Source organism: Fusobacteria bacterium ZRK30 (assembly GCA_024628785.1).
GTDB lineage: Bacteria > Fusobacteriota > Fusobacteriia > Fusobacteriales > Fusobacteriaceae > Psychrilyobacter.
Map to the genome: position 1 here is coordinate 752,887 of CP102404.1, position 21,603 is coordinate 774,489.

Below are 21,603 nucleotides of genomic sequence, written 5' to 3' on the forward strand. Positions count from 1 at the left end.
ATTTGCATGAGAGGAATCTTAGTAGTAGGACATGGAAGTAGAGTTTTAGAAGTAAATGAAAAATTTAAAGAATTGATTAAAATTTTAAGGGAAAGTACAGGAAAAGATGTCAGGGGAGCAAATTTAACTCTGGCTGACCCAAAACTAGAGGAAGTTATACGGTCTATGTACGCTGAGGGATTTAGAGAAATTACAGTAATTCCCTATTTCTTATCTGATGGATCCCATGTTACAGAACATATTCCCAGAATTTTAAAAGAGATGGAATCAAGTTTGGAAAATTTAAGTTTTTTATTGGAGAGTTCATTATTACTTAATTCACTTGTAATAAAAGCTGTAGAGGAAAAGATTAATAATAATTAAGTAAAAAGCTCTAGTTTAAATACTGGAGCTTTTTTATTATCTGGGAAATCACATAAGTAAGCGGCGTCATTAAAATAGTAGTAAAATATAGAATTTTGAAATCAAATTTATAAATAAACGAATGGTTATAAACCCCCAAATTAGATCTATTAGATGCAACTTTACTTTTATTTTTATAATCATTACAATTTTACTTGATTATACAGTTTAGATATACTATACTAGGGATAGAGAAAATCAAAACTGGAGGGGATTATGAATATTAACTTAGTAAAGGACTTTAACAAGATCTACGATGCATATGTAATGCCAAAATTCGAAGGAGAGGTACATATCTACGACGGATTAACCGATGAGGAAAAGATAGTTTTAGAAAGATTGATTGAAAAAAAAGAATTTACAGGTAAAAAGAAAACATCTATCAGCTGTGAATTGATGCATAAGGGAAAATTAGTTAACATAACTTATATTGGTCTTGGGAAAAGAGATAAATTAAAGACCTATGATGTAATAGAAGCTTTCTACAAGGAACTTAAAGGTTTAGAGGGAGATATCTTAATAGGAACTCATGGTGTAGAAGTTACCCAGGTAGTAGAAGCTGTACACTATGCTAAATATGATTTCAACAAATATAAAACAGATAAAAAAGAAAAGAAGGAATCTAGCTTTGATATCTTTGTAGAGGAAGATACAGATGCTATCTGTGAAGGGGTAGCTTTAGCAGAAGCAGTAATGTTAACCAGGGATCTGGTAAATGAACCTGCAAATGTTATTTTCCCTGAGAGCTTAGCCCATGAAGTTAAGGTATTAGGAGAAAAATATGAGTTTGAAGTAGAAATATTTGATGAAGAAAAAATTACAGAATTAAAGATGGAAGCATTTTTATCAGTAGCCAGAGCTGCTGAAAAAAGACCTAAGTTTATCGTTATGAGACACCTGGGAGACCCTTCAAACCCTACAGAGATCCATGGATTAGTAGGAAAGGGGTTAACATATGATACAGGTGGGTTATCATTAAAACCTAGTGCAGGAATGGCTAATATGAAAACAGATATGGGAGGAGCTGCTACTGTTATAGGAGCTATGTGTGCTCTTTCTAGAATGAAAGTAAAGAAAAACATAGTAACTGTAGTCGCTGCGTGTGAAAACTCAATTGGAGGGAATGCTTATAGACCGGGAGATATCATTGGATCTATGGGAGGAAAAACTATAGAGGTAGATAATACAGATGCTGAAGGAAGATTAACTCTTATTGATGCAGTACACTATATCATCAACCATGAGAATGTAAAGGAAGTAATAGATGTAGCTACACTTACAGGAGCAGTATTAGTGGCCCTGGGGATGTCTACAACAGGTGTATTAGCAAATAATGACGAGATGTATAAAGACTTAGAGAGAGCTTCTGAGACAGCAGGTGAAAGAGTATGGAGATTACCTAACTTCCCTGAGTATAAGGAACTTTATAAATCTAAGATAGCTGACCTTAAAAATACAGGTGGAAGATTTGCCGGAAGTATCACAGCAGGAATGTTTATAGAGGAATTTGTAGGAGATACTCCTTGGATGCATCTTGATATTGCAGGAACATCATCTACAGATGCACCATATGGTTATTATGCTAATGGTGGTACCGGTCAAATAGTAAGAACTCTTTATAATTATTATTTAAAGAAGTAGATCAATAAGTTATAAAAAATAAAAAAAAACGGCTTCCTATTTCATGATTTCATGATAGGAAGTTTTTTTGTTTTTAGGTATCTCATTATTTTAAAAGTTTTTACAATATTATCGTGATAATCAATCACTAAATTTATTTCAATTTTTTTATTTGGAATATAATCGTTCACTTATAATTTCATCTGCTTCTTTTTAACATATATTACTTTGGTCAAAATCAATTTCATGTTTTACTGTTGTACCATAAGTTTTTGTCCTAATATTTGCTGATTTATTAAGTACAAGCAATTGTAGAATATTATTATTAATTCTATTTATATTAACTCCAATTCTTCTCGTCACTGTCTTCCCAAACATTTATGTATATCTCATTTATTATAAAAAATATTTTGATTAAACGTTTCTTTTAAGTTGTTAAAATCTCGTTCTCTGTACTAATAGATACTGCTATTATTTTCATTTTATTGACATCCTAATATTTGTAATAGAGATGTTAATATTAAATGATTTCTAGAAGATTTTAATAGTTTTTATTTTGCATAGGCAACGTGCTTTATTTATTTCACACATAGGAAAAATACAGAACTCTTCCCTCTTTCTTTTATTATTTATAGTAAAAACCTCTATTATACCAAAAATAAATAAAAAAAACAATTAAAGCTGGTAGAACTATTGAGCACATTTATAGTTTACAATCAAGAGTACAAGTTTTATACAAAAAAATTTGGGAGAGTGAGGAACATGAAAAGGAATAACGAAAATGCACTAAAACGTTTTTTAAAGAGAAAAATACGAATAACAGAAGCAATAGTAGTTACCTTCTTAATAGCAGGGACTACAACCTATAGTGAAAGATTTGTAATCGATGAAAGTAACAGCCCAGAAGATGGAATATTTACTGTTACATCTGAGGAGATCTATAATGGTGGGATAGACATAAAGGTTCCCAATATAACATTAAATAATAATGGAAATATTATTACTACATTAGGTTTTGACGCTACATATATCAGTACTGGTTTTAGAGCAGAAAATCAAAGAAATGGAGTATATACAACAGCAGAAAATGTTGAAATAAATAATAATGGAATAATAAAAGGGAATACTGATATCACTATTTCTTTACCTGAATCAGGAAGGGGTCAAACAAGTCTTGAAATTAAATCTTCTTCTAATGGAGTATACGGGAATGTAGGAGAAAACAGAGGTCTTATAATGGGAAGGTTAAATGTAAAAACAAGTGGATCACCCTATTGTTCGCATGCATATTTAGACTCAAACTTATCTGGAAATGGAGTCTATGGAAACGTAGGAAAAAATAGAGGTACAATAATTGGAGAGCTTAATGTTGTTACTGGAGTTTCGACTACATCATCAATCTCAAATTTAGATTACTCTGGAAATGGAATTTATGGAAATGTAGAAGAAAATACTGGACTTATAAGAGGTTTAGTAAATATTAACACTGGTGATTCAAAAGGTAGTGCAAGGAGCTCTGGAGAGAGTAGTACTAATGGAGTTTTTGGAGATATTAATAATAATAGTGGAGTTATAATTGGAGAGCTCAATGAAACCACTGGTAATTCAACATCAAATACATATTTAACTGCGGATTCAAGTGCAAATTTAAGATACTCTGTAAATGGAGTTTATGGAAATGTAGGAGAAAACACTGGACTTATAAAAAGTTTAATAAATACTACTACTGGTAATTCTTTATCATCGTCATCGTCATCGTCAGTGTCCTCAAAGGCAGCTAATGTAAACAGTGGAAATGGGATCCTTGGAGACGTAGGAGAAAATAGTGGAGTTATAATAAATAAGATGTACCTTAGTAGTGGTAACTCAAATAAGAATAACATTTCTATAAATTATTCAGGTAATGGTGTATATGGAAATCTTCAAAAAAATAGTGGGGTTATAGAAAGTAAACTTCATTTAGTTAGTGGATTATCATCAAGTAATTCTTCAGCTAGTTCTTCTGTATTTGCTCGTTTTTCAGGGAATAGTGTATATAAAAAAGTTGAAGAAAACAATGGAGTTTTAGATAATATGCAAGAACATATTTCTTCCTCATACTCAACAATCCAATATTCAAATAATGGTGTGTATGAAGGAATAAATAATAATAGTGGTCTTATCAAAAGTATGTTTAAAGCAACTACCAGTGATTCTCCTCTAGGAGACGAGTCATATTCAAGTTTATATTTAACTAGCAATGGTGTACGTAAAGAGATAGGAACTAACAATGGACTTATAAGTGGTATATCCCACGCTAGTATCGGTGATTCATCAAATTCATACTCATCAGTAATGTTATCTAGTAATGGAGTCTATGGCGAGGTAGAAACTAATAATGGAAGTATAACAGGGATAAACATAGCAGATACAGGAAATTACTCTAAAGATGGTGATGTTACTCTTTTAAAAGACTATAAAAAAATCAACTTTTCAGGTAATGGTATCGCTTTTAGTAAATATACTAAAAATATGAAGAATACTGGATTAGTTGCAGGAAGCGAAAGTGCTATAGCTATAAAAAATAGTGATTCTCTTACTGGAAGTATCACTAACTATGGTATCTTAGCAGGACGGGAGATTATAGGAGATGGTACAGAGATTATCGCCTATGATAGACCTACAGATGAGATAAGGGATTATGGTAATTATCAAGGATTATCTAAAGTTGAACTTAGTGAAAATCAATATAAAAATTATGGAATAGAGATTCAGTTTGAAGATGTTTTTAGTGATGAAGACAGAACCAACGATAATGAGAGAACTATCGGTGAAATAACTAATGGTTCTGGAGGGACATTTGATATTGATGGAACTAGTTATACTGTTTTAAATACAGAGATCGATACTAGCGGTACTGATAGTTACAAAGTAGTAGATGTTGATACAGCATATGATAATCATATAATAAATGGTGCAGGAGTTGGTACTGGAGTTATTACACTGGAAGATACTAATGTTACACTAAATAACTCTATAGTTAATGGATATGAAAAAGCAGTTACACTAAGTGAAGGTTCTAAATTAGTAGCTAGAGACACTATCTTTAATGGAGGAGGAATAGGGACTCCTGATGACAGAAGTGATGATATCTTCACCTACAGGAATATTATAGAGGGAGATAATACAAGTAACACTATTGAACTTTCAGGTAATTCAATAATAAATGGAATAATTGATCTTAAAGAAGGAGATGATATAGTTACTATAAAAGACAACACTATATTAAATGGAAATGTAATTTTAGGTGCAGGAAAGGACACAATGGTAGTTTCTACTGATTCACAAATAAATAATGATGTCTATGGTGGTCAAGGAGATGATATCCTCAAATTAGGAGACCTTCCTATAAGCCAAAATCCGTTATTAAAAACAACAGTAAATGAAAGATCACTAAATATCTATCATACTATTAGTGATTTTGAAAACCTAAATATAGAAGGATCAGTAACTTTATATGAGACAGCTAAGGTAGAAGGGGGAGAAAGTATCCATATAGAGAAAAACAGCAGTCTTAATCTAAGGGTAGACCCTACAAAAACAGATGACGATGACAAAGTCATAGGGCATGCATTATATGATAGTGGAGCGACAATCACTGGAGAATCAGCAGCAGGGTTGTCTATTGAGGATGATACAAATAAAGGTGTTCTAAATCTAGTTACCAATGGATTGGGAGGTGGAGCTATTATCTCTATGGGCAATACCACTTTAGATAATAAATTATATGTGAGAACAGATTCAATTCTATGTAGAGCTCAGGTAGATGGTAGTGATGTAACAGTAGTAGTAGGAGATGGATTAGACTGGGTATTTGGTGAACCAGAATTTGTAAGACCGGGAGTAGACCCAATAGATCCCACTGATCCAGTAGACCCAACTGATCCTATTGACCCTCCTACTGATCCTATTGATCCAGATAAACCAACAGTTCCAGAATGGGCAATAGGTAGTCACTATGAGAAGATAGATTTAATATATAAAAGTGCATTTTCTAGTGATGATTCAGGTCTTATTATAGACGCTCTTTATCCTACAGTTAATATAAATGATAAATCTCAAGATGAAGCAGGGGAAAATTTATTAGTGCTCCTAAACGATATCTTTATGGCAAATCCATATGGTTATGCAGCGAGAACTTCTAAAGACAGTATGGGTCTTTTTAACGAGATGGTCCTTAACAACCCATTCAGAGCCAATGAAGGAAACTGGATGATCTACGGCGGGCTGACATTTGGAGGAGACGATTATGATTCAGGGTACAAAAACCATATAAAGGGCAGTTATTATGGATTTGATGATTATGGTATAGATATTAATACAGATAGTGATATATACGGAGGATATGCTCTTGCAGAATACGGACTAAGTAAGGATACATCTATTGGGTTCATTGCAGGAGGAGCAAATAGTAATACAAGTATATCTAATGGGTCAAAGATAGATGGAGATAGTATCTATGTAGGAGGGTATACAAAAACAGAGAAAAACAACTTTAGATTAATAGCGGGATTAGGATATCAATATGGAGATTACGATACAATCAGGGTAGCAGGAAACAGCTATCAAAGTAACAAATATGAAGAGGAGATATCAACAAATGGATTTACAGCATATGCAGGATTGACTTATGACTATGCAATAAATGATAAATGGTCGTTAGAACCAAAAGTTAATTTGTCTTATGCCAGAATAAGTCAAGAATCAGTAGAAGAAGAGGGCGCTCTGAGTATAGAAACAGATAAAGAGTCATTTAATTATGTAGATACAGAGTTAGGAATGGATTTAGTAAGAAACATTCCATTTGAAGATGGAGAGGGAAAAGTTAAATTAGGAGTATCTTACGTTTATGCTTTAGATGGCAGTGATAATGATTATGTAACCGGAAGATTTCAGGGAGGATCGGATTTTGATATCTTAGTACCAGAAAGGGAAAAGGGAACAATAAAGATAAAGGGATCTTTTGATGTAGAGCATAATAATGGAGTAATCTATAGTGTAGGAGGAGGATATCTTCCTAGTGAAAATAGAGATGAATATTATATGAGTCTGGGAATGGGATTTAAGTTTAATGATATAGGAGATTTTATCCCAACCGGGGTTAATAACTAGCTAAATGTAAAACAAGGGGTGGATAAAAGAGCTTTGGAGATACAAAAGAAGGCATTAATGGAAGTAAAGGTAACAGGCCATACAGATAGTACAGGATCGGATGCTTTTAATAAAAAATTATCCTTAAAAAGAGCAGAACCAGCTAAATCAAGGTTATCAAAAATCCTGCCGGAAGTAGAAATTATAACAAAGGGAGAAGGAGCTGACTAGCCTCTAGAGCAACAACACTTATTATATTAATTTTTAGTGATATGGTTATTAAATATATTGATATTATGATCAATATAAAGGGGGGATTCACATGGGGCGAGAGTTAGATTTGATTCTGAGTTTAAGACATGAATTTACAAAAAATCAAGAAGAGTTTAGAGGGAATAAAAAGGAAAAAATAAATAACTTTTATAATCTATTGGATGAGTTAGAGAAAACTATAAAAATTTTATTAAAAAATAATTTTATAGGGGAACACAAAAAACGAGACGTATTAAAGAAGGAGGGTTCGATGAAAAAAGAAAAAGAAATTAAGTGTTTAAAATGTAAAAAAATATTTAAAACAGAAGTTGATTCTCTAGGAGTACCGTATAAAAAAATATGTCCAAATTGTAAAAAAAGTAAAATTGATTATGAGAGAGGAATTTTATCCAAAGTTTAACTTGAATTTTGTTCAAAATTGACTTGGGCGTGCATTTTATTGTATGTAATATGCATCCTAAACATAGGAGGGTTAAATTTGAAAGAAGAGAAAGAAGAGTTAATTAAAAGTATTTTTAATTTAATGACAGATAGAGAAAAGGATATTTTCTATCAATTAGATAGTGATAATATTCATTTTCTTAAAGAAATAGGGAAATTTCACGATAATATAGACTTAGTTGTAAAAGCTAAAGGAGTTTTAAAGAAAGAAAGATTTAAAAAAAAAGCTTTGAAAAAATTGAAAGAATCATCGAAAGAAATTTATATGACAGTTAAACCTTCGGTAGAAACCTATGTTTTCCACCTTTTACTTGATTGTATAATCAGAATTGGTTATTTGCTAGAATACAAAAGTAAAATTTCAGAAGGAGGAGAAAACAAAAATATAAAACTATGGAGTTTCAAAGTTAAAAAAAGTATCTTAAAAAAATCAAAATCTATTGACACTAGATGTTCAAATTTTTTAAGTTCAATAATTAAATATAATGATATGGTTATTAACAATGATATTTTAGAAAAACAAATCAGTGATTCTAAGAATACAGGAACTTCAAACTGATATAGAAATAAAATACCTACATAAAGAATATGATTCTTTAAGAGAAATAATGAAACTAGCTATTTTAGGTTCTATTTGTATGGATAAATTAGAATTCAAATATAATAAAAAGGAACTCAAAGAATTCAAATATAATTTTTCTAGAATCAAAACTTTTGTACAAGAACTAAAAGAAGAATTAAAGGTTTTTGATCTTTTGTTTAATTGTGGGAAATACAAGGCGTTAGTCTTAACATCATTTTTAAAAGGAAATGAAAAAATGACTCATGAAAGTATTGAAAGTTATTTAGAATATTTAATTTGGATAGATAAAAAAGGCAAATTAGATGAAGAATATAAACTTATTTCATAACATAAGATTCGTAATGGAATTTTTTATCGTATTAAGAAAAACAATGGATTATTGTTTAGTTTCAAGAATGATGACTCTCTAAAATTTTATTTTTTGTAATACTTATAGATGAGATAATCTATTTTGGGGAATTAGCAGTAGAATAAAAATTATTTAAATTATATTTTATCAGGAGGAAACAATGTTGAAAAAAAGAAGTATTGGAATGTGTATAGTTTTAAGTATTATTACTTTAGGAATTTATTCTCTATTTTGGATGGTAGGGCTAGCTAATGATTTTGCCAGCAAAAATAATGAACCTGCTCAAGGGGGGAAATTGATTTTATTGACAATAATAACTTTAGGAATTTATTTTTTGATTTGGAATTATAAAATGGGAACTTCTATTGAAAAATCAGGAGGAAAGAATGAAGGGACAACCTATTTAGTCTTATCTATTGTTGGTTTAAGTATTGTATCTTTAGCATTAATGCAAATACAAGAAAATGAATTATGTGAATTAAAAAGTCTTGAAAATTAATAAAATATCAAAGGTATATTGTAGATCAAGTTAGAAATTGGGGAAAAATATAGGGGAAATTATTAACAATGTATGCTGATAGAACACTAGAATAAAGTAAAAAAATATGGCAAGAAGCCTCAAAAATAAGGTTTCTTGCCATATTAAAATTTTAAGCCTACACTTGAATTAATGAAAAATAACACGGTGATAACACTTTACTGTCATGAAGTTAGCAGGATCATGAAATGCAAAGTACAAGGAGATTAATGATATGAAAACACTTGCTGAACAATTTCAAGAGTTAATTATGGGATATTACAAAACTGAAAAAAGTCCATATGTATATGAGATTAAAGATGACTATTCAACGGGCTTTGCTGACATCAAAGTTAATAAAGCATATTTTTTCCCAAAAGCGATTGCTATTTACTTTATGATAAAAATTAAAGAGGAGGTTAAAGGTGACAAAAAAAGAAGCGAAAAAGCAGTATCAATTAAGTTTGCTTGATGCCCCAAATACAAGAGAGTGGGAGAAGCAGAAAATAAGAGATCGTTATGGGATTATACTTTCCCTACCGGATGATTTTTTTGAAAAACTTAATCCGGCTAATAATTTTGATAAGGATCTCTGCTTATTGGTTAAATATATAGAATCGTATATAAACAAGGCAAAGCAAAATAGACAAGAACTGAATATTGATCCTTGCCTTTGGGCTATTTATGACCTATGGGGCTTTTTCTCTTATTTTGAAGATGATGGGTTTTGGGATTTATCAGATAAACATTTGAATGAAGAAAAAGATGAAGGGCTTATTGAGATGCGAAAAAATTTATTGAATGCTCTTAATTTAGTGGGATTTATTAGTGTTGGAAAAGAGCTTGTAAATATGTGGAAAAATTATCATGATGACTATGAACAACTATTATTTCTTCAAAAAAAATATTGGGACGATGAATTTCGAACCCAGTTTGCCATTCAATTATATCAATATATAATCGAAAATAAAGAAGAGATATTCCAATTAAAAGGAGTCAAGTAAACTTGAAGTTATTAAGGAGAAGAAGATATTTAAGTTGTATTTAGCATTAGAAGATGGTTTGAATTACTAAGGTTGAAGAGGTAAATATCAAAATGAATATAAGATATAAAGTGTTTTTAGGCTATTTTATTTAATGTTTTTATTTTAGGAGGTTATAATGGGTAGATATATAACTATAATTATTATGTTTGTAGTAGGGTGTTATTTGTTTTTACAAACATATAAAGACGTAGATGGATTTTATGAATACAGAAAAACAAGACAGGCAGTTGCAATGATCGGAAGAAAAGGGACACGTATAATGTATATGCTCATAGGGATTTGTCTTGTAGTGTTTTCAATTTTATTATTATTTATTTAAGGTGAATTAAAAAGGTAAATTCTTAGGAGGAGTTATGAATTTAAAATCAAAAATATTTTTAATATTTGGCCTGTTATTTTTTATAGGCTGCACATCTGTAGAAAATAAAATTCTGGATATACCGACTTATAGCAAGGAGAAAAAAGTTTATAGTGTTTTGGACAATAAACCTATAAATGGAGTGATGGAAAATAAGGGATTCTACAGTGAGAAAGAATATTCAACCTATAAAAAAGGAGTGCTTTCCAACTTAAAAAAAGTAAATAAGACCGGTGAACTTACCTTTGATCAGTCTTTTGATGAGATGGGGCTTCGTCATGGGGTATCATTTGATAAAAAAGGAAAAACCAGCGAATATTCCCATGGTGTTTTAAATGGAGAAATTAGCTCTGAAGATTATAGAGGAAATAAGATAGTAGAGAGATACAGTGACGGTGTTTTAAACGGGGTACAGGAAAAATCATATGATAAAAAATTATTCTTCAGCCAGGGTCTGAGGATAGCAGAAGATACCCAGCCGGCAGTAAAAAAACAATCAAGGGTAGTTATATGGGGAGAAATCCCTAGAGAAAACTTTACTGGAGAACTATATGGAGAAGCTAAAAAAGATATTATAAACAACTATTCTGCAGTTATGCAAGTAGAAAATTATAAAAATGGGGTTTTATTATCTAGGAAGTATTATGATAAAGAAGGAAAGAAGTTATATGAATTTCATTTTATGGATGGGAACGTAAAAAAAATAGTAAAAAAAGTAATGTATAGTTATGGAATTTTAAAGGAATTAAAAAATTATGACTCAGATGGGAATTTAAATGGCAAATGTATTTTAAGAAGTTATTATTCTAACCACATTGAAATTAAAAATTATAGAAATGGAATCCCACATGGAGAAGTAGAAATATTAATCAAAAATGATGATAAATTGGATAAAAAAATAGGATTTTATGATAAAGGGATCTATAGCGGATATAGAAATGGACGATATTATAAAGAAGGCATTGAAGTAGATAAAGAATTAACTAAGACACTTTCTTCTAACTTTACAATAACTAATATAAAAGATATCAAGAATAAAGAAAGTTTTAGTGGTTATACAAAACAAGTAATTAATAATAACAATATAGAAGATGTGAATGTTTATTACTATGAAAATGGATTTCTTAAAGAAGAATATCAATATAGAAATAATGTTTTAATTCAATCAAAATATTACTTAAAAAGTAAAAAATATATTCAGACAACCTATCAAGATGGAATTATTCAAAGAATTTCAAATTATAATGCTGATGGAGTTCCTGAAGGACAATTTTTAGCCTATGAACATGAAAATAGTAAAACTATTGGTTATATAGTAAATGGTGTGATAGAAGGCAAAAGCATTCACTATCATGGAGACAAAGTTTATTATGTAGATAGCTATAATAAAGGGAAAGAATATAAAAGAACTATCTATTACGATTATGAGAAGAAACATATTAAACAAACGCATAAAGGTGCTCATACAAATACGAGTTGGATTAAGGTAGGTTTAGATAAAACTTATTATGAAAATGGAAAATTAAAAAAGGATATTAATTATGGGGATGGATTGTCTTTTGAGAAAAAAGTAGAAGTTACTGAATATTATTCTAATGGAAAGATAAAATCTAAAGGTATAATGAATTATTATTTAAATATAAATATTGGGAAAAAGATTGAGTTTTATGAGGATGGAAAGAAAAAAGCAGAACAGAACTACGGAGACCAGGGGTATAGTGTCGGGCCGCAAAAATATTATTATTCCAATGGAAAGTTGAAAAAGATAGAAAATTATAATGAGAGAGGTTATCGGCACGGGACACTTAAAATTTATAACGAGGATGGAAAACTAATAGAGGAAGCAGAATATAAAAATGGATATAAGAAGTAAAAGATAAAATATTTCCAAATGAAGTATTTAAAAAATCTATAAATAGTAAAAACTCTTTATAATTATTATTTAAAAAAGTAGGTTAATAAGTACAGTTGAAATAAAAAATTGAAATGAAGGGCTGATTTGCCCTTCATTTTCTATTGTATAGGAATTTATATCTACAAGGGTGTCACCGCAATCCAAATTGTGCTTATCTGGATATAGCGTTACCTTGCTTTTTATTATAATCTTTGCAAAAATTTCCAATGGATTGTATAATTTTAGTATTAAAATTTAGAAGGAGATATATCCTTCTAAAATAGGGGGAAAAATGAAAAAAATACTTATAGCAGGAACATCTAGTGGAGCCGGGAAAACAACAATCAGTACAGCTATAATGGGTGCTTTAGAAGGGGTATCGCCATTTAAGGCAGGGCCTGATTATATCGATCCAAAATTTCATGAATTTATAACTAAAAATCCATCCAATAACTTAGACCTTTTTATGATGGGTGAAGATGCAGTAAAATATATTTTTTCTAAAAATACTAAAAATATCAGTGTGGTAGAGGGGGTTATGGGCCTTTATGATGGTTTGAACCATGAGCTGGATAACTACAGTAGTGCCCATCTGTCTCGTGTCTTGGACATCCCTGTAATATTAGTGGTAAGCGGAAAGGGAACTTCTACAAGTATTGCAGCTACAGTACTAGGATTTAAAAATCTCGATCCCAGAGTAAAGATAAGGGGAGTTATATTAAATAATGTTGGCAGCGAAGGACTGTATAATCTATTGAAAGAAGGGATAGAGAGATACACCGAAATACCATGTGTAGGATATTTCCCAAAGGATGACAGAGTCTCTATAGGTGAACGTCATCTTGGTTTACAGCAGGCCAGCGAGATAGAGGACTTAAATGAAAAGATAGAGATATTAAAGGATATGGCAAGAAAATATATAGATCTAGATAAGATATTAGAGATTGCAGAAGATAGAAATAATGCCCAAGAACTTAAAAATCCGGCAGAATATCTAAAAGACAGGTTTAAGGGAAAGAGGGTAGGAGTCGCAAAAGACAGAGCATTTTCATTTTATTATTCTGAAAACTTAAAACTTATGGAATATACAGGAATGGAGATAGTAGAATTTTCTCCTACAAATGACCCTCATCTGCCTCCTAATCTGGATTATATATATTTAGGTGGAGGATACCCAGAGATATTTGCAAAAAAATTATATGAAAATATCTCTATGATGGAGGATATAAGGAAGGCTTCTAAGAAGATACCTATCTATGCTGAGTGTGGAGGCTTCATGTATCTTACAAAGGGAATAAAGCAGTTAGATGGCGACTTAGACCCTATGTGCGGATTGCTGGATATAAAGGTAGAGATGAAATCCAGACTGAATATTAGGCGGTTTGGATATGTGGATTATGAGAGTAAAGATGGAATAACCGGAAGATGCCATGAATTCCACTATTCAGACCTATATGATATATGTGAAAAAGATCTATATTTTGAATTGAAGAAAAAGAATGGGAGGATGTGGTCGTGCGGCTATGAGAAAGATAAGATCATTGCAGGATACCCGCATATCCATTTCTATGGAAATTTAGAAATATTTGTAAAATTATTTGATAGATAATCGAAAAAAAGTAAAAGATAACTATGGAGGGAAAAAATGAAAAAATTAATGTTATTATTTAGTTTAATATTTATAATATCATGCAGTAATGTTCCTGTTACAGAGAGAAATCAATTGATGCTGGTAGATGAAAGTGATATCATTGTATCTAGCGAAAAACAGTATCAGGACTTTCTAAATGAAAACAAGCCTTTAAATAATAAAAACTCTGAATTAGTAAAAAAAGTTGGAGGAAATATCTCGGCAGCTGTAGAGTTATACTTTAAAGAGAAAGGACAGGAAGATCTCCTTCATGGATATAACTGGAAATTTAACCTGGTTGAGGGGAAAGAGGTAAATGCCTGGTGTATGCCTGGAGGAAAAGTTGCTTTTTATACTGGAATTTTACCTATAACAGAAGATGAACTTGGTGTAGCAGTGGTTATGGGTCATGAAGTAGCCCATGCAGTGGCCAGACATGGTTCTGAAAGGCTGAGTCATCAAATGGCTGTACAAACAGGTGCCAACCTTTTAAATTTAGGGCTGTCCAATGTAGAAATACCAATTCCAAGTGATTTGGCACTTCAGGCATATGGAGTAGGAACTAACCTGGGTATCTTGAGTTACTCTAGAAAACATGAATTAGAAGCAGACAGGCTGGGGCTGATCTTTATGGCTATGGCAGGGTATGATCCTAAGGAAGCTATAGAATTTTGGAAAAGAATGTCAAAACTCAGTAAGAATGAAGGGAATGAATTCTTGAGTACTCACCCATCCCATGAGCACAGGATAGCAGATATTGAGAGATATCTCCCGGAAGCTATGACTTATTATAAGAAATAATGTTGACAGAGTAAATTGTTATAGTTTATAATCAATTATAAATTGTATAAAACTTCGGGGCAGGGTTTGATTCCCTACCGGCGGTGATAGTCCGCGAGCTTAGGCTGAATCAGTGAAATTCTGATACCGACAGTAAAGTCTGGATGATAGAAGTTATTTAAAAAATCGGAATAAATATCCTAAATTTTAATGCCCTAAGTTTACTTGGGGTATTTTTTATTGTTTAGGAAATTATAAAATTTATTGAATAAATAAAAAATTATAAAATCTGAACTGTGTTTGTCTGGATGCAACGTCACGTTGCTTTTTTATTAGGAGGAAGAACGAAATGGAAGAAAGAAAGAGCAAGATAGGTGGGTTGGCAATAGTTTTAGCTGCGAGTTTATGGGGGTTAGACGGGATAGTTCTGACACCTCGTCTATATAATCTAGATACAAAATTTGTGGTATTTATGCTTCACCTGCTGCCGTTTATAGGGATGAACTTTATATTTTATAAGGAATACAGAGCTTTAAAAAAGTTTACTAAATATGACTATATATTTATGACATTAGTTGCACTCTTTGGAGGAGTCATTGGGACACTATCCATTGTAAAAGCACTATTTTTATTAAATTTTCAGCATCTGACAATAGTAACACTTCTACAAAAATTACAACCGGTATTTGCCATTGTTTTAGCTAGATTTATCCTCAAAGAAAAGATTGCCAGAAAATTTGTGGTATGGGCAATGCTAGCTTTAACAGCCGGATATTTTTTAACTTTTGAATTTAATAATCCGTTTTCTATTGAGCACCAAAATATGCTGGAAGCATCTATGTATGCCATAGTTGCAGCTTTTGCCTTTGGTAGTTCTACAGTCTTTGGAAAGAGAATGGTTTCTACAATTACACATAAACAGACATTGTTCTTCAGGTACGGGCTTACAACACTAATTCTTGCAGTTGTAAATGTTTTAAGTAACAATCTGGGTCAGTTTTCGAAAATAACTACCCTTAACTGGCAGATATTTATAATTATTGGATTGACCAGCGGAAGTGGAGCAGCATTTATATACTATTATGGATTGAGACATGTAAAGGCGAATGTAGCTACAATTTGTGAACTTTCATTTCCAATTTCAAGTATCTTATTTGACTATCTTTTCAATGGAAGTATCCTATCTCCGTTTCAATGGGTAAGTATGAGTATTATGGTTTTTTCTATAATTAAAATAACAAAGTTAAAAACAAATTAATATTACTTTATTTTTTTCACCTCATCATGTGCTGAGATCTACTTATTTAATTAGAAGGATAAGAAAGCTGTTTAAATAGGAATATACGTCATTGACACTGTCTTGAAAAGTAATTAAAAAAGATCCTAATTTTTTTAGGATCTTTTATTTATGAAATTGTGCTGCATTAGTAGATGTAGTATGGCTAAGGGCTGTTAAATGACTATAATAGGAATATTTACATATAACTTTAAAATACTTTCAATAATCTGTCAGAACCAATTCATTTGTAAATAATCTATAAAAAATTTATTATAGAGTTTGAGCAAAGGTAAAAAAGTATTAATTATTAATTTTAATCTTTTAAGAGACTGTCCATAAAAATTATAAATTTTTATTATTTCAAGTATAGTTTTAAAATTTTAAGCATGTCAAGCAAGCCTTTTAGAGGCAACTTGGCATTTTTTTTTGCTGTATTTTAGGACTCTATCAACAAATCTACCGTATACCTCACCTGCAATTTCTAGATGATAAATCTATTTTTAATAGTTGTTTGAATTGACAGATATATTAAAATAGTGCAATTTTTAAAAGAGAATACATCTTTAATTTTTATACGTTTGTTATATCTGTTTAAATATTTCATCGTAATAAGTAATTATAGATTAATTTTTTTCCTAATAGACTAAAGTGAGTAACACTTTGCTATTAATTTGGATATCTGCGCTTTATTCCTTTTATGCAGTATACAAACTTATTATTATATCAAAAAGAAATAAAAAATACAATTAGTGCTAGTAGGAATATTAAAGTGATTATTAGTTATTATAAAATAAGCAACCTTTTAGCCTTTATTAAAAAAATTTATACGAATTATAAAACTAGATGCTGATTATCCTATGAGAGATAAATTTATTAAAAAGCATCAAAATTTAAAGATAAGTAAAAAATATGGAAATTTTTTTGGTACTTATGGTGAATTACCAGATGATAAAATGGCTGTTATTACTAATATTTTTCTAATAATTTATAGATGTTTTTATTTAATTGAAAATTATAAAAAAGATCTCATTTGAGATCTACAAAAAAGGAGAGATGATTATGAAAGAATTCTTATTATTCTTATTGTTATTAACTTTAGGAGGGACGATTATGTCAGCAGAAAATCACCAGAAAACAGGGAACAAAAAAACAGGATATATCTATTTACCAAAAAAATTTATGACTTTCACTAGTATGAACTCAAATTCGCTAAGGTTACAAGATATTCAAAAGTCAGATGGAAAGACAATATTTACACTTAATGTTATGGAAGATAAAAATCATACCGTTGAAACTGCAGCAAGTGCTATTGCCCATCAGTTTGAGAGTTTGGGAGTGCAAAACATCCAAGGTACACCAATAACCCTTGATGGACTTCAAGGGTTATATATTTACGGAGACTATAATGAGAATAGAAACAAGATTGTTAGTTATATTTTACCCAATGGAGAAAATCTTAGTTTAATAACTTTTGAAGGACCTATAGAAGACCTCAACGCAAATTTAGGCTACATTGAAACATTTTCAAAAGAATAAGGAAATAATGATGACAGGATTCTCCGAATAGATTAATTGATTTTAATTTTATTATACAATTCAAATCAATTTTCATATTGTATTTGAGAAGACCTACACCTTGTTGTACAAAGTAATACCTATATATGGAGGAAGAAATTATGAATTTTTTTAAAGACTTTATAAAAACAGAGAAAGAAGAAAGAAAGAACTATCCAATTGAAAAAATTATTTTGACAACAAACATTGGAAATTTAAAAGACCTTAAGGAAAGAATAAATGCAAAAAATATAATTGGGAAAATTTTAGAAGTTGTAGGAGATTGCTATACTCCTTTAGGATATGCAATTAAAGTGGAAAACCTTACAAGTGTCGAATATTTTTTAGAAATTGACCCACTTTTTTATCATCGAGGAAACTTTAATCTAGAAAAAGAATGTAAAAATCTAAAAAATATCAATATTATAAAATTGTTAGTGGAAAAAGGAGTAGATTTCAATGTGTTTCACTATCCTATAAAAAAGCATGAATTACCTGGATATCTTAACCTTAAATATTCAAATGATGACATGAGGGATGCTACAATAGGATTTTATTCACAAATCCTATTAAATAATGAAATGAATTATAAATTTGAATTCTTACAAGAACTAGATGCAGTGGGGATTAGAAGTAGTCATAAGGATTTCTTTACTCCAGCAGAGGCTTGCATGATTGGTAATAATTACATAAGCGTAATAAAAAAAATATTAGAAAATTCCTCAGAACCTCCAGAAGAACTTTTTCATTTGTTTTTAGATACAGACAATTCTGATCAATCTAAAGTGATCAACCTAATTAAATATTTTGTAGATGAAAGGGGTGTCGTCCTTGAAGAATCTAACCCTATGAGTGAACGTCTATCTTTGATTTTAAGAATTTTTAACTCTTACAGTAAAAATTCTGAAATAATGTTTGAAGCAATTCAAAGGATGAAATCTTTTGATGGCTTTGAAAAACAAATATGTTCTGTTTTAAACGAAAAACAAATTGCTGCCCTTAAAGGATTTAATGTTCCTAATGAGATAAGATTTTTTACATTAAAAAATTACAATGATATTTTAAATTGTTTAAAAAATTTAAAAAAATTAGATAGAACAGTTCTAGACCATTTAGTTTTTAATGACTTTAGGCTCAAAGAAAAAATAACTTTGATTGATACGTTCATTCAAATGGGTGGTGACATAAATGTTATGTATGAGCCTGCTCCTTCTGACTCATCTAATGTCAACCTTTTATATGCGTTAGCATATGGGGAAATAGAAAAAAGAGAGAAACTTATCCAGCACCTTTTAGAGAAAGGGGCAAAGGTCCAATGTAATGGTTATAGTGCTTTATTACCAGCAATCCATAATTACAATTTATTTTTAATAAAACTATTATTAGATGCAGGAGCAGATCCAAATTACCAAGATCCAACTGGAAACCTTATTATTGAAGGGTTATTTTCATGGAATACCCATGTATTCACACCTCATGAACGACAAGAAGTAATAAATTTACTTTTAACTGCAGGTTTAGAAATAGATAAAATTTATTCTTTTAAAAACGGAGAATACAGCGTACTAGAAAGACTTTTTCTAATAAAGAACACTGAAGAATCATTAACATACCTTCTCAATAATAATATTGGTGATTTTTCAAAAGGAGGAATCCCTCTCCTTAGTCTTTTAAGCAAGACCTTTACTCTGGAAAATAAAATAAAAATCATAGATCTTAACCCAAATTACAGATTTTATGATCAGGAACACGACACGAATCTGTCATTACTAGATATAAACATGGTCTACAACGTGCCAGAGGGTGAATCTCTTATTAATTATATATTAGAAAAGTATCCCAAAGTAAAGTTGAGTTACATAGAAAAAAAATGTTATCTACCTACAAAAAGCCTCAATTTTTCAACTTATGAAAAATTAATGACTGATAATTCACATTTAATAAAGAAAAGGTACCAATTTAATAACCCAGACGATATTAGACGCTTTAATATGAGCACTATGTTTGTTAAATCTATGAACTATATAGATATGTATAAAAAAGGTGGAAAGAAAATTGATGAGATTGTATCTATTTTAGACCTATACGTAAGTCTTGGTGATGATATTAATATTCGTTCGGTTGGGGATAATAGTAGTTCAATATTACAACCAATATCATTTATAATGACTGAGACTAATCAGATTGAGTTAAAGATCTTCGACTGCCTCTATCGAAATGGTTTTGATGTAGAGCGATTGGAAGGACGTCACAATGAAACGCCCCTACTAGAACTTCACAGGTGGAATATTATAGATTATAACCCCATAGCTGAAGATGTCTATGTTAGTATCTTAGATTTTTTTTGGGAGAAGGCTCCTTTTGATCTTAGTATCAGAAGTGGGGTTGAGGACAACTTATTACTTGCTTACTCAAAAGCATGTTCAGCAAAAGTCGTCGAGTGGATATTACAAAAAGGCGATAATATTAATGCAATAGGTGGTTTTGATAATTCCCCAGCGCTTCATAAAGCAATTTCTAATCACGATATAATCTCCCCAATGGTAAGAGCTCAAACTGTGGAAGTACTAATTAAATATGGAGCTGATATAGAACAATTTTGTAATGCAGATCACTTCACACCATTGATGTCAGCAGTATACTACGGTGCTAAGGAGTGTGTAAAAGTTTTATTAAAGGCAGGTGCTAATATTAATGCTCTCTGTGGTCAGGGGTTAACAATCCCTCAATTAGCAGTTGTAAGCAATAAATCTTATGATGCTCCTACCCCTGCTAATTTTCAAAGTATTCAATCTAATATCCTAAAAATATTAGTAGAACATGGGGCTGAACTAAATTATCCAAGCCTAAAAAATAGCTCTTTAACTACAAAGGAAAGCCCACCTCTTCACTGGGCTGTCTTAAAAAATAAAAAAGAAATTTTTGAAACATTAATTCAATTAGGGGCAGACATTAACCTTCAAAATATTCATGGGAACACCCCTTTAAAAATGGCAGTTTCTTATGGGGAGACTTATTTTATAGAAAGACTCCTAAAGCTCAATTCTGATATAGAAGTGGTAAATAAAAGAGGTCAAAATGTTTTAGATTCTTGTATCTTCAGAGCTAATGAAGATGAAGGAATCCTCCTTTACAAACACTTTAGGGGTCTCGGACTTCAGGTCGTAAATCAGAAAGATGGTTTTAATCTACTTCAGGATGCTTCTTCTCGTATGAGGACTTCTTTCTTAGATATATTGAGTAAAGATATGGATATAAACAGCTCTGATGATTATGGTTATACTCCACTATTATGGGCTCTGTCATCAGATATAGAGTGTACCATCCATGAGAGATTAGTTTGTGTAAATAAGATAATTTCTCTAGGTGGAAATGTTGAATCCACAGATAATCAGGGGAAAACTCCTTTAATCTGGGCAGCTTATCTTAAGTCTACTGAGATAGTTGACAGCTTAATTAGGTCAGGAGCATCTATTGAATTGTCTATCTCAGCAGCATTAGAATTTAATATGGATGAAGACGTTTTAGAAGTTTTGACTGAGTTAAAAAAATATACAAATTCAAATAATAAGTTATTTTCTTAATCTTGTAATCTTTATATTCTTAAGTTTTTTACTCAAATTGTATAATTAATTGCAACCAAAAAGGCTCATAGATATTTCCTTGGTGAGACTTAAGTATAACTACACATTTTTCCATTGAGAAAAGAAAAAGGAATTGTGAAGCTAAGTGAAAACTTGAATATTC

General features: G+C 30.7%; 17 protein-coding genes and 1 riboswitch. All 17 genes read left to right on the forward strand.

Translation table 11 applies throughout. From position 1 onward, the window contains the following. Window positions 1-6: 6 nt before the first annotated feature. On the forward strand, window positions 7-363 hold the full coding sequence (locus tag NRK67_03825; GenBank protein ID UUV17043.1) for a CbiX/SirB N-terminal domain-containing protein: 357 nt from the start codon (window positions 7-9) through the stop codon (window positions 361-363). Between the two features lie 255 nt (window positions 364-618). Beyond that, window positions 619-2,043 carry a leucyl aminopeptidase gene (locus NRK67_03830; GenBank protein UUV17044.1) on the forward strand — a complete coding sequence of 475 codons (1,425 nt, stop codon included), beginning with the start codon at window positions 619-621 and terminating at the stop codon, window positions 2,041-2,043. A gap of 741 nt (window positions 2,044-2,784) precedes the next feature. Then, a complete protein-coding gene (locus NRK67_03835) occupies window positions 2,785-7,173 on the forward strand; it encodes an autotransporter outer membrane beta-barrel domain-containing protein (protein UUV17045.1) in 4,389 nt (1,462 codons plus the stop codon). Between the two features lie 18 nt (window positions 7,174-7,191). Beyond that, window positions 7,192-7,383 carry an OmpA family protein gene (locus NRK67_03840; protein ID UUV17046.1) on the forward strand — a complete coding sequence of 64 codons (192 nt, stop codon included), beginning with the start codon at window positions 7,192-7,194 and terminating at the stop codon, window positions 7,381-7,383. Between the two features lie 91 nt (window positions 7,384-7,474). Next, entirely contained in the window at window positions 7,475-7,825 is a 351-nt protein-coding gene (locus NRK67_03845; GenBank protein UUV17047.1) for a hypothetical protein, read from the forward strand. Window positions 7,826-7,903: 78 nt separating this feature from the next. Continuing rightward, entirely contained in the window at window positions 7,904-8,425 is a 522-nt protein-coding gene (locus NRK67_03850) for a hypothetical protein (protein ID UUV17048.1), read from the forward strand. 49 nt (window positions 8,426-8,474) lie between these two features. Beyond that, the gene (locus NRK67_03855) at window positions 8,475-8,777 is read left to right on the forward strand and encodes a hypothetical protein (GenBank protein UUV17049.1); all 303 of its coding nucleotides are present in this window, start codon (window positions 8,475-8,477) and stop codon (window positions 8,775-8,777) included. Window positions 8,778-8,958: 181 nt separating this feature from the next. Next, window positions 8,959-9,297 (forward strand): DUF4234 domain-containing protein, encoded by a 339-nt coding sequence (locus tag NRK67_03860; protein ID UUV17050.1) that lies wholly within the window; start codon window positions 8,959-8,961, stop codon window positions 9,295-9,297. Between the two features lie 253 nt (window positions 9,298-9,550). Next, complete coding sequence (locus tag NRK67_03865) at window positions 9,551-9,787, forward strand: hypothetical protein (GenBank protein UUV17051.1); 237 nt, start codon at window positions 9,551-9,553, stop codon at window positions 9,785-9,787. Continuing rightward, complete coding sequence (locus tag NRK67_03870) at window positions 9,741-10,319, forward strand: hypothetical protein (protein UUV17052.1); 579 nt, start codon at window positions 9,741-9,743, stop codon at window positions 10,317-10,319. Before NRK67_03865 ends, NRK67_03870 begins: the two co-directional genes overlap by 47 nt. A gap of 157 nt (window positions 10,320-10,476) precedes the next feature. Then, window positions 10,477-10,680 (forward strand): hypothetical protein, encoded by a 204-nt coding sequence (locus tag NRK67_03875; protein UUV17053.1) that lies wholly within the window; start codon window positions 10,477-10,479, stop codon window positions 10,678-10,680. Between the two features lie 34 nt (window positions 10,681-10,714). Next, entirely contained in the window at window positions 10,715-12,592 is a 1,878-nt protein-coding gene (locus NRK67_03880; protein UUV17054.1) for a hypothetical protein, read from the forward strand. A gap of 313 nt (window positions 12,593-12,905) precedes the next feature. Next, complete coding sequence (locus NRK67_03885; protein UUV17055.1) at window positions 12,906-14,222, forward strand: cobyrinate a,c-diamide synthase; 1,317 nt, start codon at window positions 12,906-12,908, stop codon at window positions 14,220-14,222. Window positions 14,223-14,258: 36 nt separating this feature from the next. Then, entirely contained in the window at window positions 14,259-15,044 is a 786-nt protein-coding gene (locus NRK67_03890) for a M48 family metallopeptidase (GenBank protein UUV17056.1), read from the forward strand. Between the two features lie 46 nt (window positions 15,045-15,090). Beyond that, window positions 15,091-15,203, forward strand: a riboswitch (FMN riboswitch). 169 nt (window positions 15,204-15,372) lie between these two features. Continuing rightward, a complete protein-coding gene (locus tag NRK67_03895) occupies window positions 15,373-16,281 on the forward strand; it encodes a DMT family transporter (protein UUV17057.1) in 909 nt (302 codons plus the stop codon). Between the two features lie 1,080 nt (window positions 16,282-17,361). Further along, complete coding sequence (locus NRK67_03900; GenBank protein UUV17058.1) at window positions 17,362-17,838, forward strand: hypothetical protein; 477 nt, start codon at window positions 17,362-17,364, stop codon at window positions 17,836-17,838. A 140-nt stretch (window positions 17,839-17,978) separates the two neighbouring features. Beyond that, window positions 17,979-21,440 (forward strand): ankyrin repeat domain-containing protein, encoded by a 3,462-nt coding sequence (locus NRK67_03905; protein UUV17059.1) that lies wholly within the window; start codon window positions 17,979-17,981, stop codon window positions 21,438-21,440. The last annotated feature ends 163 nt before the right edge of the window (window positions 21,441-21,603 follow it).

Coding starts and splice junctions, on each gene's coding strand:
- NRK67_03890 (UUV17056.1), top strand. CDS start 14,259: ATGAAAAAATTAATGTTATTATTTAGTTTAATATTTATAATATCATGC.
- NRK67_03900 (UUV17058.1), top strand. CDS start 17,362: ATGAAAGAATTCTTATTATTCTTATTGTTATTAACTTTAGGAGGGACG.
- NRK67_03825 (UUV17043.1), top strand. CDS start 7: ATGAGAGGAATCTTAGTAGTAGGACATGGAAGTAGAGTTTTAGAAGTA.
- NRK67_03880 (UUV17054.1), top strand. CDS start 10,715: ATGAATTTAAAATCAAAAATATTTTTAATATTTGGCCTGTTATTTTTT.
- NRK67_03875 (UUV17053.1), top strand. CDS start 10,477: ATGGGTAGATATATAACTATAATTATTATGTTTGTAGTAGGGTGTTAT.
- NRK67_03830 (UUV17044.1), top strand. CDS start 619: ATGAATATTAACTTAGTAAAGGACTTTAACAAGATCTACGATGCATAT.
- NRK67_03895 (UUV17057.1), top strand. CDS start 15,373: ATGGAAGAAAGAAAGAGCAAGATAGGTGGGTTGGCAATAGTTTTAGCT.
- NRK67_03905 (UUV17059.1), top strand. CDS start 17,979: ATGAATTTTTTTAAAGACTTTATAAAAACAGAGAAAGAAGAAAGAAAG.
- NRK67_03860 (UUV17050.1), top strand. CDS start 8,959: ATGTTGAAAAAAAGAAGTATTGGAATGTGTATAGTTTTAAGTATTATT.
- NRK67_03885 (UUV17055.1), top strand. CDS start 12,906: ATGAAAAAAATACTTATAGCAGGAACATCTAGTGGAGCCGGGAAAACA.
- NRK67_03845 (UUV17047.1), top strand. CDS start 7,475: ATGGGGCGAGAGTTAGATTTGATTCTGAGTTTAAGACATGAATTTACA.
- NRK67_03835 (UUV17045.1), top strand. CDS start 2,785: ATGAAAAGGAATAACGAAAATGCACTAAAACGTTTTTTAAAGAGAAAA.
- NRK67_03865 (UUV17051.1), top strand. CDS start 9,551: ATGAAAACACTTGCTGAACAATTTCAAGAGTTAATTATGGGATATTAC.
- NRK67_03855 (UUV17049.1), top strand. CDS start 8,475: ATGAAACTAGCTATTTTAGGTTCTATTTGTATGGATAAATTAGAATTC.